General features: G+C 62.6%; 15 protein-coding genes. 9 read left to right on the top strand and 6 right to left on the bottom strand.

What is annotated here, in order from left to right; genetic code table 11:
* Positions 1-65: 65 nt before the first annotated feature.
* The 3 genes from groL to DQG17_RS17945 form a co-directional block, all read right to left on the bottom strand.
* The gene (gene groL / locus DQG17_RS17955) at positions 66-1,703 is read right to left on the bottom strand and encodes a chaperonin GroEL (RefSeq protein ID WP_116134253.1); all 1,638 of its coding nucleotides are present in this window, start codon (positions 1,701-1,703) and stop codon (positions 66-68) included.
* A gap of 44 nt (positions 1,704-1,747) precedes the next feature.
* Positions 1,748-2,035, bottom strand: coding sequence for a co-chaperone GroES (gene groES, locus DQG17_RS17950; protein WP_116134252.1), 288 nt, complete (start codon positions 2,033-2,035; stop codon positions 1,748-1,750).
* A 288-nt stretch (positions 2,036-2,323) separates the two neighbouring features.
* Positions 2,324-2,560: a hypothetical protein gene (locus DQG17_RS17945; RefSeq protein WP_116134251.1), complete on the bottom strand. Its 237-nt coding sequence runs from the start codon at positions 2,558-2,560 to the stop codon at positions 2,324-2,326.
* 152 nt (positions 2,561-2,712) lie between these two features.
* On the opposite strand from DQG17_RS17945, the gene DQG17_RS17940 reads away from it, so the two are divergent.
* Complete coding sequence (locus DQG17_RS17940) at positions 2,713-3,447, top strand: Crp/Fnr family transcriptional regulator (protein WP_116134250.1); 735 nt, start codon at positions 2,713-2,715, stop codon at positions 3,445-3,447.
* 329 nt (positions 3,448-3,776) lie between these two features.
* Here the strand turns inward: DQG17_RS17940 and DQG17_RS17935 are convergent, their stop codons facing one another.
* A complete protein-coding gene (locus tag DQG17_RS17935; protein WP_116134249.1) occupies positions 3,777-4,193 on the bottom strand; it encodes a hypothetical protein in 417 nt (138 codons plus the stop codon).
* 350 nt (positions 4,194-4,543) lie between these two features.
* Here DQG17_RS17935 and DQG17_RS17930 point away from each other — a divergent pair, with 350 nt between their 5' ends.
* The 5 genes from DQG17_RS17930 to DQG17_RS17915 all read left to right on the top strand — a co-directional run bounded on the left by DQG17_RS17930 (position 4,544) and on the right by DQG17_RS17915 (position 7,537).
* Positions 4,544-4,855, top strand: a complete 312-nt coding sequence (locus DQG17_RS17930; RefSeq protein WP_116134248.1) for a hypothetical protein — start codon at positions 4,544-4,546, stop codon at positions 4,853-4,855.
* A gap of 2 nt (positions 4,856-4,857) precedes the next feature.
* Positions 4,858-5,211, top strand: coding sequence for a hypothetical protein (locus tag DQG17_RS17925; protein ID WP_116134247.1), 354 nt, complete (start codon positions 4,858-4,860; stop codon positions 5,209-5,211).
* A gap of 309 nt (positions 5,212-5,520) precedes the next feature.
* On the top strand, positions 5,521-5,658 hold the full coding sequence (locus DQG17_RS21730; protein WP_157973657.1) for a hypothetical protein: 138 nt from the start codon (positions 5,521-5,523) through the stop codon (positions 5,656-5,658).
* Between the two features lie 399 nt (positions 5,659-6,057).
* The gene (locus DQG17_RS17920) at positions 6,058-6,369 is read left to right on the top strand and encodes a hypothetical protein (RefSeq protein WP_116134246.1); all 312 of its coding nucleotides are present in this window, start codon (positions 6,058-6,060) and stop codon (positions 6,367-6,369) included.
* Between the two features lie 241 nt (positions 6,370-6,610).
* On the top strand, positions 6,611-7,537 hold the full coding sequence (locus tag DQG17_RS17915) for a transglutaminase family protein (RefSeq protein WP_116134245.1): 927 nt from the start codon (positions 6,611-6,613) through the stop codon (positions 7,535-7,537).
* Positions 7,538-7,667: 130 nt separating this feature from the next.
* Here DQG17_RS17915 and DQG17_RS17910 read toward each other — a convergent pair whose 3' ends face one another.
* Positions 7,668-8,156, bottom strand: coding sequence for a GNAT family N-acetyltransferase (locus DQG17_RS17910; RefSeq protein ID WP_116134244.1), 489 nt, complete (start codon positions 8,154-8,156; stop codon positions 7,668-7,670).
* 267 nt (positions 8,157-8,423) lie between these two features.
* On the opposite strand from DQG17_RS17910, the gene DQG17_RS17905 reads away from it, so the two are divergent.
* Positions 8,424-9,230: an IclR family transcriptional regulator gene (locus tag DQG17_RS17905; protein ID WP_198666187.1), complete on the top strand. Its 807-nt coding sequence runs from the start codon at positions 8,424-8,426 to the stop codon at positions 9,228-9,230.
* Positions 9,231-9,271: 41 nt separating this feature from the next.
* Here the strand turns inward: DQG17_RS17905 and DQG17_RS17900 are convergent, their stop codons facing one another.
* Positions 9,272-10,213 carry an NAD(P)-dependent oxidoreductase gene (locus tag DQG17_RS17900; protein WP_116134242.1) on the bottom strand — a complete coding sequence of 314 codons (942 nt, stop codon included), beginning with the start codon at positions 10,211-10,213 and terminating at the stop codon, positions 9,272-9,274.
* 295 nt (positions 10,214-10,508) lie between these two features.
* On the opposite strand from DQG17_RS17900, the gene DQG17_RS17895 reads away from it, so the two are divergent.
* Entirely contained in the window at positions 10,509-12,200 is a 1,692-nt protein-coding gene (locus DQG17_RS17895) for a thiamine pyrophosphate-binding protein (RefSeq protein WP_116134241.1), read from the top strand.
* The gene (locus DQG17_RS17890; RefSeq protein WP_116134240.1) at positions 12,187-12,957 is read left to right on the top strand and encodes an SDR family NAD(P)-dependent oxidoreductase; all 771 of its coding nucleotides are present in this window, start codon (positions 12,187-12,189) and stop codon (positions 12,955-12,957) included. Before DQG17_RS17895 ends, DQG17_RS17890 begins: the two co-directional genes overlap by 14 nt.
* Positions 12,958-12,977 lie beyond the last annotated feature (20 nt).

The raw sequence follows: 12,977 nt of genomic DNA, 5'->3' as shown, positions 1-12,977 counted from the left end.
TCGAGCGACCGGTCTGCGAAGGCCCATCGGTTCAGATCAGTCGGACCGATGGGCCTTTTGCAGCGTTACATCATGCCGCCCATTGCATCCATATCAGACATGCCGCCGCTGGCACTCGGCTTCTGGGGCTTGTCGGCGATCATCGCCTCTGTGGTGATCAGCAAGCCTGCGACCGATGCGGCATCTTCGAGCGCGATCCGCACCACCTTGGTCGGATCGATGATGCCCGCCTTCAGCATGTCGCCATATTCTTCGGACTGCGCGTCGAAGCCGAAGGAGGTGCTGGCGCTTTCCATGACCTTGCCTGCGACGACCGAACCGTCGACACCGGCATTTTCGGCAATCTGGCGGATCGGGGCCTGAACGGCGCGGCGCACGATCTTGATCCCGGCGTCCTGGTCGGAATTGTCACCCTTCATGCCCACAAGGATCTTGCCGGCGTGCACAAGCGCCGCTCCGCCGCCCGGAACCACACCTTCCTCAACCGCTGCGCGGGTGGCGTTCAGGGCGTCGTCAACCCGGTCCTTGCGTTCCTTCACCTCGATCTCGGTGGCACCACCGACCCGGATGACGGCAATCCCGCCGGCCAGCTTGGCCAGACGCTCCTGCAGCTTCTCCTTGTCATAGTCCGACGTCGTATCCTCGATCTGGGCGCGGATCTGGGAAACCCGCGCTGCGATCGCGGCCTTGTCGCCCGCACCGTCGATGATCGTGGTATCGTCCTTGGTGATCGCCACCTTCTTCGCGGTGCCGAGCATGTCGAGAGTGACCTTTTCGAGCTTGGTCCCAAGCTCGGCCGAGATCAGCTGACCGCCCGTCAGGATTGCCAGGTCTTCCAGCATCGCCTTGCGGCGATCGCCAAATCCCGGTGCCTTTACGGCCGCAACCTTCAGGCCGCCGCGCAGCTTGTTGACGACGAGCGTGGCAAGCGCCTCGCCCTCGATGTCCTCGGCGACGATCAGAAGCTGCTTGTCGGCCTGAATGACCGCCTCCAGCAGCGGCACCAGGGCTTGCAGCGACGAGAGCTTCTTCTCGTGGAGCAGGATCACGCAGTCTTCCAGCTCGACCACCATCTTGGTCGGGTTGGTGATGAAGTAGGGGCTGAGATAGCCGCGGTCGAACTGCATGCCTTCGACCACTTCGGTCTCGGTCTCCAGTCCCTTGTTTTCCTCGACGGTGATGACACCCTCGTTGCCGACCTTGGCCATCGCATCGGCGATCTGACGGCCGATGGCGGTTTCGCCGTTGGCCGAGATTGCGCCGACCTTGGCGATCTCGTCGCTGTCGCCGACCGGGCGCGACATGCCCTTGATTTCGGCAACCACGGCCATGACGGCCTTGTCGATGCCGCGTTTCAGATCCATCGGATTCATGCCGGCGGCCACCGCCTTCATGCCCTCCTTGACGATCGCCTGCGCCAGAACCGTCGCAGTCGTCGTGCCGTCACCGGCCTCGTCATTGGTGCGCGAGGCAACTTCGCGGAGCATCTGCGCGCCCATGTTCTCGAACGGGTCCGAAAGTTCGATTTCCTTGGCGACGGTCACGCCATCCTTGGTGATGCGGGGCGCACCGTAGGACTTGTCGAGGATGACATTGCGCCCCTTGGGGCCGAGGGTGATCTTGACGGCATTGGCAAGGGTGTTGATGCCTTTCAGCATGCGGTCGCGGGCGTCGGTACTGAACTTGACATCTTTTGCAGACATGAGGAGTGCTCCTGAAAGAGAATTTTCGGCGTAGGTGGTCGGGGTCAGGCCATGATGCCGAGGATGTCACTCTCTTTCATGATGAGGAGGTCTTCGCCGTCGAGCTTGATCTCGGAGCCGGACCATTTGCCGAACAGGATCTTGTCGCCGGCCTTGACGTCCATGGCGATACGCTCGCCATCCTCGTCGCGGGCTCCGGCGCCGATCGCGACGACTTCACCCTCTTGGGGCTTTTCTTTTGCGGTATCGGGAATGATCAGCCCGCCTGCGGTTTTTTCATCGCCTTCGATGCGACGAACCAGAACCCGGTCTTGGAGTGGGGTAAACGGCACGGAAACGCTCCCTTTCGAGTATTTCAAGTAATGGTAGCAATGTCACGGATTGACTTGGCACTCCGTCAGCCGGAGTGCCAATCAACAGCAGGTGGCGATTGGTGCGCGCAACGGCAATGGCCATCAAAGAATATTTTCTCTTTGACGGTCTGTCCGATGCCTTTGAAACGTTGGAATTTCGATGGGTCCGGGCGATAATCGCCTATGTGGTGCCTGTATCCGACGGCCTTGGGGATCCTCGCGCCGCTGCCGTGTCATGGCGCAGCCGCACGCGCCTGCGAGACGCCGTTACCTCCGGCGAACCGAGTTGCCGCCGGCAATGATCCGGTTGATCAGGGCGGCGACGGCTTGGTGTTTCGCCCTTTCAGCCTCGGAACCGGTGGCACTTTCGTGGGAGTCCGCGGCATCGCGAAGGATCCCCAGGATCTCGCGCTCGGGCAGGATCTTGTAGTCGTTCATGGCAAGCATGAGCGCCTCGCAGATCGTGAGAGCGGCCATTCCGGAGATATCTGTATGTTCGGGCATTTTGGGTCGTCCTTGTCTATGTACTGCAGGTCAGGACATTCAGCGCCTGATGAACGCCCACATCCTCGCAGGAAGTAGGGTAGGATGGACTGATCGAGAGCAGTTTGTGTGCCGACTCATTCGTTAATCCTCCAAAGGTTGGGAACGGGACAATGAACGCCATCGTAGGCAGCGCGCTGACCCGGAAATTGTCCGCCTTCATCGCCTTGTCGGACAGGGAGTTGGAGGCACTGGAACGGCTGCATCAGCGCCGCAGGCTTTTCCCCGCGGGGCAGGCTCTTGTGCATCAGGGACAAACCGAGCGGGCGGCCTATTTCCTGGCCGAGGGCTGGGTCTGTTCCTACAAGATCCAGCCTGACGGGTCGCGGCAGATCGTCGATTTCCAGATCCCGGGGGATTTCCTCGGGATGCGAAGCGTTCTGTTGCGCACGTCGGACCACAGCTTCGAGCCGGTCACCGAGATTGTCGCGGCCGAGGTTTTGATGCGCGATATTCACGAGATGTTTGCGCAGACACCGCGGCTGGGGGCGGCGATCCTGTGGGCGGCGTCGCGGGACGAGGCGATGGTGGTCGAACATCTCGTCGGTCTCGGGCGGCGCGATACCGACGTGCGCATGGCGCATTTCCTGCTGGAACTCGGCGCCAGGCTGGTGCTGGTGGGGTTGGGGACCAAGGCGGAGTACAGCTGTCCGCTGACGCAGCATCACATCGCGGATGCGCTGGGTTTGAGTGCGGTACATGTCAATCGCGTCCTCCGCAGGTTGCGGGAAGACGGGCTTGTCACGCTTCGGGACGGCAAAGTGACGATCAAGGACTATCGCGGTCTGGTCGAACTTGCGGTCTTTGATCCGGGGTATCTGGATCAGACCGGCCCGCTGTTGAACTGAAAATGCCGCCGGCTGGCAAAGCGCTGGCCGAACCGGACCCCCTAGGGCGAATGGTCCCGGACGAGCGGGCAGGACGCCGCATCAAGCATCGCGTGGGTTACCGCGCCAAGTGTACCGTCGCGACTTGTTGGCGGCATTGTTCCGGCCCCTCCCTCGCAAGCCTCGCTTATGTTGCGCAAGCTCTCGCCGTGAGTGAACGCCCCAGCACAGAAGCCGTCGAGCACCCAGGGTTCGGGTTGCGACCGCCGTCTTGGGCAGTCTTTCGGAGTCACTTCAGGAGACAGGGTTCCTGGGGAACGCGGGCCGGATCGGATCCAGGCCCGCCAACCTCAACCCGGGTTTGCAAGGCCATAGAACCGCGCCAGTACCAGAAGGACGATGAGCGCTGCAAAGATCCACCAGATCGGTATTGCCGGCGCCTTGAACTTTGCCGGCCCCGTCAGCATTGATGCGCGGCGCGTCAGAGGCTGGGGCAGCAATCTGGTGAGTTTCTCGGCGACCAGAGTGTGGTTTCTGGCAAGCGTTGGCACATCATTGAACGCCGAAAGCTGTGTCTCCAACCTTGCACATGCGTCCGCCTGTCCAAGCGCGGAAAGATCGGCCGCCTCCTTCCATGGGTCAAGACCCAGTCTGGCAAGTGCCGAGAGAACCGTCACGCCATATCCGTTCCGGTCCTCGCCGACCGACGCGTACAGGAAAAGATCGAACTCACGCCCATGTGGGTGGAGAACTTCAAGTTCGGCCATCGTCACCTCCTTCGCTTGCGTCGTCTACGGCTTTGGGGCGGCGAAACATCGCCGCGCGGGATGCGGCCAATGTCAAAGAGCAGGACCAAGCGTTTCGATATTGCCGCGACTCTACGGGTTCGGCCGCCACCTTGCGCTGACCCATGTTAACCTCGGGCGCGTCACGTCTTCCCGGTCGGCGATGGCCGGCAGCGGCCCGGTTACAGGCAAATTTCCCGAAATTGGCTCCGTGCTAACATCGGTCAGTATGGATCGCTTGGGATTGGTGTAAAAACATCAAAACCTGTTGTCGTGGCGGAATATCGTCGCGCACTTCGGCAACGCTGACTACTAGAATGCAAGGAAAATCAATGAAATCAGGGGCTGACGTCCGGTCCACCAGATCCATTGTGACCTTTTCCAACGCGTTCGCCCTGCCGGGCTTCGCAGAGGTCCTTCCCGCTGGTGACTATGAATTGCTCGTCGAGGAAGAACCTCTTCTGGGTCCAAGTTTCGAGGCATTTCGACGAACCGCAACTTATCTGGCGGTTCATGGCAAGAGCGGGCGAACCTCAATGCGTCCGATAGAAGAGCGAGACCTGGAAGTGGCACTCGGCCATGACCGGGAACTCGCCGAAAATCGCAAGTGCAGCGACGCGGCGCTTTCTCCGCGAAAGGACTAAAGATGACCACTCCCGAATGGCTGAAACCCGGTATCGTTGGTGCGCTGATTGGCGCGGTTGTTGTGGGGATCGTCGGATTCTCTTGGGGCGGCTGGATGACGGGTGGAAGCGCGAACAAGATGGCCAACGTCATGGCCCATGACGATGTCATTTCGGCGCTCGTCCCGGTCTGTGCCGACATCGCGCGGACGGATCCTGAACGCGCGGCGCACCTTGCGACGATCAATAAGGCATCGAGCTATCAGCGGCGCGATGCCGTTATGGCGGCGGGTTGGGCAACGATCCCGGGCTCGGAGGCCCCGAACCGGGATCTGGCGCAGGCCTGCATCGCGGCGCTCGACCTCGACGCATCCTAATAACGACAGGGGCGACAAAGCCGCCCCTGCAATATCGGCAAGATTGAACGCGACTGACTCCCAGACTCTACTCCAGAACGAAGGACGCAAAAAACGAAGCTCCGCCGGGTTTGCAAGTGGCGGGGCTTCAACCGGAACACAGTGGCAAAATGCACTGGTCGACCTGTGCGGATGCGCCGTTTCAGATCTGTCTTCAACACCGCTGCATAGAAAATCGGGCCCCTGATGCCCATATAACCAATAACCGCCAATAGATCCGTGGCCTTATCCCGGCGCGGAAATAACGGCGGAAATCAAAGGATCAAATGAATGTCTTTCAAAGACCTTACTTCTGGTGCGGCGGATGCGCCGACCCCCAAGCCTGTCGACGCGGCGAAAAAACCGGATGAGTCCAAGGTGTCCGGGGCTGACACCAAAAAGGCTGCGCCGGATTCCAAGAAAACTTGAGAAAAGAGCCGGATGGACGCTCCCTTTCTGCAAAGGGGTCACCGATAATTGACACCAGCACGGAAAAGGACTGTGCGATGGAAGAACTTACCGGAAAAACCATTGCGGTTTTCCCCCGGTCCGTCCCTCAACCGGGTCTCGACCAGACGCGCCCAGCGGGCGCGTACGACATCGGACCCGGATCGTGTCCGCCCGGCTGCTGCCTGCGCGCCGCTGACTGGCACGCGTCGGGTGCGATGGACGGGCGTGATCGAAGTCACCTCGCGCGGCTGGGTCAAGGCTGGACATTCGCGTTTGCCGAGTTCTGCCAGATCGCGGACCGGACTGCGCGGGCTGTGGTCGGGACGGATGGTTCCACACGATCGGTGACAGTGTGATGACGGCAGCGAGGTCACTGACATGACCGATGATCCGGTCGACCTCGACGCGCGGCGCACGAGCGAAAGCAAGATTGCAGCCGCTTCCCGACGGCAATTTCAGAGGGATCTCGAAGACCATCAGGAAGCGCTTCGCAAGCGGCAAGAGGAACTGGAAGCGCAGCTTCTCGCAGAGCCTGCCGCCGACTGGCAAGAGGCGGCGACAAAGGCGTGGTATCTGATCTGCCGCTATGCCGAAACAACGGAAGCCCAGGACGCAAGACGACAGCAATTCATCCAGTGTGCGCTTGGCGATCTCGCGCGCCTGCTCAAATCCCGGGGCTTAAATCCATGACCGCACGCGCCGACCAGGAGCCGTCGCAGGCCGAAGCCCGAAAGGACGTGCCGCAGGAGCGACACTGCCTGCGCTGTTGCACCGTTTTCTGGAGCGAAGGGTTTGGCGAGCGGATCTGTCGGCGCTGCAAGGGGTCGAACGCATGGCGCAATGGTGTCTCGGTAAGCCAGGGGGCCGCGCGACGCCGGTGACGGGTTGCAGATGCTGATTCCCTCTATTTCATGCTGAACAGGATTTCCGTTTGGTCTCTATCTATACGGCGCACACCACGACCTACCGCTATTGGCACGAGGTTTCCCTCGGGCCGCACAGGCTGATGCTGCGCCCGCGCGAAACACGCGATCTCCGACTTGTCTCGCACGCCCTGTCCATCGAGCCCGAGGCTTCCGTCACCTGGGCGCATGATGCCGCCGGCAATGCCATTGCGACCGCCACGTTCGACAGCCAGACGGACCACCTTGTCATCAAGAGCAGCTCGCAAATCGAGTTGAGCGCACCGCTCTGGCCGGTCTTTGCGATATCGGCCTCGGCCATCGAATATCCGTTTCTATATGCGAACGACGAATGGGTCGATCTGGGGGCGCTGACCGTGCCGCAGCACGACGACCCTGGCGGCCGTTTTTCCCTATGGATCGAAGGATTTGTGGCCGCGCGCCCGACCGATACGTTGTCTTTGCTGACAGATATCAGCAACGGCGTGTCCGCCCAGATTTCCTATCAGAGCCGCGAGAGCGAGGGCACGCAGGCGCCCCTCGAAACCCTCGACCGGGGATGGGGAACGTGCCGCGATTTTGCGGTCCTGCTGGCCGAGGCGGTGCGGGTGCTGGGGTTCGGTGCCCGCATCGTGTCGGGCTATCTGTTCGATCCCGGCAATGCCCTCATCGGATCCGGAGGCCCCGGTTCGACCCACGCCTGGGTCGAGATCTTCGTTCCCGGTGCCGGCTGGATTGCTTTTGATCCCACAAACCGAAGCGTCGGGGGCAAGAACCTGATACCGGTTTCGGTCGCGCGCGACATTCGCCAGGTGGTCCCGGTCGCGGGGAGCTTTGCTGGTGCAAACGGCGCGCTGGCGGGTCTGGACGTCGAAGTGGCGATTTCCATCAGGGATCCGGACAGGGTGTCTGGGACAGAGGCATGGATTGATCGCCCGGAACGTAAATCCTCGTGAATCCCGCCAAGCGCTTCGGGGTCGCGCCGACCGGCTTTGCTGTCGGGCGTCGTTGCAGCGAAGGGCGCGCATCGACGGAAAAAAGCAGCCTCAAGAATGCAGGACGAAGCCGCCGTTTGCCACGCCTCGATTACCGCCGGGCCAGCATTGGCAAGATCAGGCCCCACTGGGTCTTCTGGGGCGGTCCAGACGGCTCAAAACCCAGTTTACGGTAAACCGCAATCGCCCGCTTGTTGTCAGGATGAGGATCGGTCGCGATCACGGGGGCACCCTCGTCAAACAGAGCCTGCATTCTTGCACCGATAAACGCCGATCCGTGCCCAACACCGACCATTTCGGGGTCTCCGATGTATTGATCGATGCCCCGCGATCCCTCGGGAAGGTTGGCAAAATGATGAACTTCCCAGCCATGAACCGTGTAGTCCTGCATGAAGGCAAAGGGGTGTTCATCGATCGAGACAATCCATCGCGATACACGAGGATCGCACATTCTTTCCCGATCATACGGCTCATCCGAGTCCCACCACTCGCGCACATGCGGATGGGCTTGCCACGCCTGCAGCAAACCGAGATCATCCAGTGTCGCAGGGCGAAAATCATAGGTTTTCGGAGTGATCATTCAGACAGATTAGCACAATGCCTGTCCGTGGGTATCGGCCCCGAACGGCCGCGCGCTGCCATTGACTATGGTCGCGATGATGTATCGGGTCGGTTTGTCAGGCGCGATCCGTTTCGGTGATCGCACTCGGCAACAGGAACCTGGACAGACCGGTGCGACAAGGCGGGATCTCTGCGGGTCTTTGCACGGCAAGACCGCCGCGGTGCTTGTGGATGCGCGCGGATAAGATCATTTTGTGCAGACGAGATGACGAAAGAGGACTCATTCTTGGCAAAACGAAAAGACGCGCAGCCCGAGGGGAGCGGCGACAAGGACTACCGGATGAACACGGCGCTTGTCCGGGGGCTGTCGGTTCTGAAGGCTTTCGGTCCCGACAATCGACCGATCGGCAATGCCGAGATCGCGCAGCGTGTCAATCTTCCCAAGGCAACCGTGTCGCGGATGACCTTCACACTCAGCGAACTTGGCTATCTGAACTATGACGCCGACATTGGCCGCTATTCGCTCGGGCCGGGGGTTCTGACGCTTGGCTATGATGTCATGGCGCAGATGGATATCCGCGACATTGCCCGGCCCTATATGCAGGAACTGGCCGATTACGCGGACGCCTCGGTCTATCTCGGTGTCCCGCACGGCGTCGAATTCATCTATGTAGAGGCCTGCCGGACCCCGGGATCGATGGCGGTGCGACTGGGCGTTGGCTCGCGAATTCCCGTCGCGACCACCGGCATGGGCCGGGCCTATCTGGCGGCCTTGCCCGAGGAGGAATGCGAAGCGCTGCTTGACCGGGCCAGGGAATCCTATGGCGAGGCGTGGTCCGGTATCGAGGCCAAGACGCTGGCCGCGATAGCTGCCGCAAAGGAGCGCGGATATGGCCTGAGCGGCGGCGACTGGATTTCCGAGGCCCATTCTGCCGGGGCCGTCATCCGTCGCGCGGACGGCCGCCCCGTCTATGCGATCAACGTCGGGGGCCTGCGATCAATCGTCACCACCGCGCGGCTGGAAGGCGATCTCGGGCCGCGTCTGCTGGGCGTCGCACGCCAGATCGAACACATCGCCCGCGGAATCCTGTGACCGTCGCAGGCGCTGCCGATCCTGCCCGTCCCGAGAGCGCCTCAGCCGGCAACCGCGCCGCCCGCGCGTGCAGCGATCTCGCGAAACAGGGCGACCGTTTCGCGGATGCCGTCGACCAGCGGGGTCTCCTGCCAGTGGCCGATCACCTCCCGCAGCGCCGCGGTGTCAAAGCCTGAATCGGGCGATATCCGTTCGACCTCCGCACCGCTGACACGGGATTCGGGAACCGCGACCCGGATCGCCTCCAGCACCTCGTCGGTGGACTGGACCGTGTCTGAGACGTCGGACAGCAGCGCCCCCTGCCACGGGCGACCGGCCGCGATGGCAAAGACCTCGGCCACGTCGCCGGCGTATTGAAAACTGCTGCGGGTCCGGAACGGCAACTCGTAGTCCCGGCCAAGGGCTGCCGCCTCGATGGCGCGGGTGATGGCCGATGTCTCGCCATCGTCACGGCCGACGCCATAGACGATATAGGGCCGCAGCCCGAGGCTCGACAGCCCGTGGTCCTGCCAGTAGATCCGCGCGATTTCCTCGTCGGTCTTCTTGAAAACGCCATAGAGGTTCGAGGGCGCCTGTGCCGGTCCACGCGGCTTGGCGGCGATCGAACTGGTATAGATCACGCGGTCGATGCCGGACTTTCGTGCCGCCTCGAAGACATTGACATGTCCGCCGACATTGATTGCCGCGGCCAGCGCGGGATGGCTCCGGCATTGCGGGATCTGCAATGCGGCGAGGTGAATGATCGCAGTGGGCCGTGTCTCGGCAACCAGCGCCTCGAGTGCGGCACCATCGGTGACATCGCAGGTCCGGAAGTCGACAGCCCCCCGCGCCAGTCCGGGGCGCAGCATATTCAGTCGGCGGTGATCGGTGCTGATGTCGGTGGCGACGACTTTCACGCCCTTGTCCGCCAGCCGCGCGATGATCCACGAGCCGAGAAAGCCCGTCGCGCCGGTCATCAGGATCGTGTCGTCGCGGCTCAGCACGCGGAACCTCGCCCTGCTCTTGATGCCTCGCCCACGCCCGGGGCCTCTCTGAAAGTAAACGTGTTCAAGGGGTTACTCCTTTGAAAGACAAGCCATCCCGGACAGAAAAAATGTCCGATCCGGCCCTGCAGCCGAAAAGTGGTTCGCCGAGAATAGCCGGGTTTGACAATTTTTAAAATATAATTTCAAAATACGGAGCCTGATCAGGGAGAGGGCAGGGGACCGGGGCGACGCAGCGATGGCGTCCACCTGGCCCGCGTGCTGGCCGCAGCAAACCGGGAGGAAGCGGAAAACCATGGTGAAGACGAACGAGATGGTCGTGCGAACGCTGATAGATTGCGGCGTCAAGCGCGGGTTCACGCTCCCGGGACTCGGGGTGACGTGGTCGCTGCCAGCCTTTTACGACGCAAAGGACGAGTTCGACGTCGTGCTGTGCCGGAACGAATGGATTGCCTCGATCATGGCGCAGGTGACGGGCCGTCTGACCGGGCGGCCCGGTTTGCTGATGGGGCAGGGCCCCTGGGTCACGACGATGGGTGCCATAGGCATCCTCGAGGCGCATTTCTCCGGCTCGCCGATGGTCGTGCTGACCGAGACCTCGGATTATGACGGCTATGGCCAGATGGGCTGTTATCAGACCATGACCGGCGATTACGGCGGCGCGGATGCGATGGCGTCGCTGAAGCCGATCACCAAATATTGCACCTATGCGACCTCGCCCGAGGAGGCGGTGTTCGGCACCCAGATGGCGGTCAAGCATGCCTCGCTTCCGCGCACCGGACCGGCGGCGGTGATCATGAAGACGTCGATCATCCGGGCCGAGATGGCCGAGACGGCGAAACCGGTTCTCTATCCCAGTTGCGGCTATCTGAGCTATACCCCGTCGCGTCCGGATCCTGCCGCGGTGGCCGAACTGGCCCGGTTGATCGACGGTGCAAGCCGGCCGGTGATCGTGGCGGGCAATGGCGTGGTGGCGGCGGGCGTCGGGCCGCAGTTGCAGACGCTCGCAGAGGCCGCGGGTGTGATGGTCGTCACCAGCTATAACGCCAAGGGCGTCGTTGCAGAAACATCCGATATCTGCGGCGGGATGCTGGGCACCTGGGGCCACAAGGCGGCCAACAGGGTGCTGGCCAAGGCCGACCTCGTGGTGATGCTCGGGGCCTCGATGGGGCCGGATTACACCCGGTTCCGCGATCCGGGTCTGGTGCGTCCGGGCGAGCAGACGCTGGTGCAGGTCGATGTCGATCCGCGCAATGCGGGCTGGGTCTATCCGGTGGATCTGGCGGTGACGGGCGATGTTGGCGACGTGCTGCAGATGCTGGCGCAGATCGGACTGTCGGGGCGCGATGCCGCGGCGCGGACCGCGGCCGGGATGGAGCTGAAGACAACGCACGGATATTTCGATCTGCCGGATCTGCCGGCCGCGCAGGGAACGGTGCATCACACCGATGTGGTGCGCGGATTGCAGAGCTTCCTTGGACCCGACGACCTTTTGACGCTCGACGCGGGGGCACAGCGGATCTGGGCCACCTTCGGGTTGCGAATGCCCTATCCCGGCCAGCTTGTCGTTCCGGGCGGTACCGGCGTGATGGGCTGGGGCGGGCCTGCGGCGGCGGCGGCCAAGCTGGCCCTGCCGGAAAAGCGGGTCACCTGCCTTGCCGGCGATGGCGGCTTCATGATGACCCTGCAGGTGATCCCGACCGCGGTGCAGCAGGACCTCGATGTGGTTTTCCTGGTGTCGAACAACGCCGGTCTTGGCATGGTGCGCGACAACCTTGGCGAAAAGCGCATCGGCGTCGATTTCAACGAGGTGGACTTCGCCAAGGTATCCGAAGGCATGGGCGCAAAGGGGCTGACAGTCTTCCACCCCGACGAGGTCAAGGATGCGCTGGACGAGGCGCACCGCATGGGCGGACCGGTCGTGATCGACGTCAAGGTCGATCCGGAAGCCAGCCACCACGAGGCGGTCGACAATGCGCCGCTTTGAGGGACGCAGCGCGCTGATCTCGGCGGCAGGCGCAGGGCTTGGCCGCGGGGTCGCATTCCGGCTCGCCCGCGAGGGGGCCGCGGTCACGATCTGGGATCGCGATGCCGATGCTCTGGCAGAGGCAGCCGGGGAGGCCGCGGCCGAAGGGTTGGCCGTTACCACCCGCGTCGTCGACATGATGGACGGCGCGGCCATCGCCGCGGCTGTTGCAGCCATGGCGGCGGACGGTGCCATCGACGTGCTGGTCAACAATATCGGCGGTTCGCTGCACACCCCCTTCGGCTTTCTCGACCAGAGCGATGCGGATTGGGACAAGGTGATGGCGGTCAACGTCACCGCCTGCGTTCAGACCACCCGCGCGGTGATCCCGCATATGGTCGCGGCGGGCTATGGCCGGATCATCAACATGGGCTCGAAGGCCGGGCGTTTTGGCAGCCTGTTCGCGGGTGCGAACTATGTTGCCGCCAAGGGCGCCATGCAGGCCCTGACCCTTCAGATTGCACAGGAGTTCGGTCCGAAGGGCATTACCTGCAACACGATCTGTCCGGGCGCGATCCTGACGCCGCGGGTGCAGGGGCTGCTGGCCGAACGGCAAAGTGCGGAGGAACGCGCGCGGGTGCTCGGCACCATTCCGGTCCGCCGCCATGGCACGGTCGAGGATGTTGCCGCCGCCATCGCCTATTTCGCGTCAGAGGAGGCGGGATTTGTCACCGGCGCATCGCTCGATCTGAACGGCGGGCAGGCGATGGTGATCTGACCCGGCGGTCGGGACCGCAG

It is taken from the genome of Tropicimonas sp. IMCC34043 (assembly GCF_003390845.1).
In the GTDB taxonomy this organism is placed as follows: domain Bacteria; phylum Pseudomonadota; class Alphaproteobacteria; order Rhodobacterales; family Rhodobacteraceae; genus Tropicimonas.
The sequence above is the reverse complement of the archived record's forward strand: the minus strand, read 5'-3'. Positions and strand labels throughout refer to the sequence as shown.

Coding starts and splice junctions, on each gene's coding strand:
- DQG17_RS17890 (WP_116134240.1), top strand. CDS start 12,187: ATGCGCCGCTTTGAGGGACGCAGCGCGCTGATCTCGGCGGCAGGCGCA.
- DQG17_RS17930 (WP_116134248.1), top strand. CDS start 4,544: ATGAAATCAGGGGCTGACGTCCGGTCCACCAGATCCATTGTGACCTTT.
- DQG17_RS17895 (WP_116134241.1), top strand. CDS start 10,509: ATGGTGAAGACGAACGAGATGGTCGTGCGAACGCTGATAGATTGCGGC.
- DQG17_RS17945 (WP_116134251.1), bottom strand. CDS start 2,560: ATGCCCGAACATACAGATATCTCCGGAATGGCCGCTCTCACGATCTGC.
- groL (WP_116134253.1), bottom strand. CDS start 1,703: ATGTCTGCAAAAGATGTCAAGTTCAGTACCGACGCCCGCGACCGCATG.
- DQG17_RS17940 (WP_116134250.1), top strand. CDS start 2,713: ATGAACGCCATCGTAGGCAGCGCGCTGACCCGGAAATTGTCCGCCTTC.
- DQG17_RS17935 (WP_116134249.1), bottom strand. CDS start 4,193: ATGGCCGAACTTGAAGTTCTCCACCCACATGGGCGTGAGTTCGATCTT.
- DQG17_RS17920 (WP_116134246.1), top strand. CDS start 6,058: ATGACCGATGATCCGGTCGACCTCGACGCGCGGCGCACGAGCGAAAGC.
- DQG17_RS17925 (WP_116134247.1), top strand. CDS start 4,858: ATGACCACTCCCGAATGGCTGAAACCCGGTATCGTTGGTGCGCTGATT.
- DQG17_RS21730 (WP_157973657.1), top strand. CDS start 5,521: ATGTCTTTCAAAGACCTTACTTCTGGTGCGGCGGATGCGCCGACCCCC.
- DQG17_RS17910 (WP_116134244.1), bottom strand. CDS start 8,156: ATGATCACTCCGAAAACCTATGATTTTCGCCCTGCGACACTGGATGAT.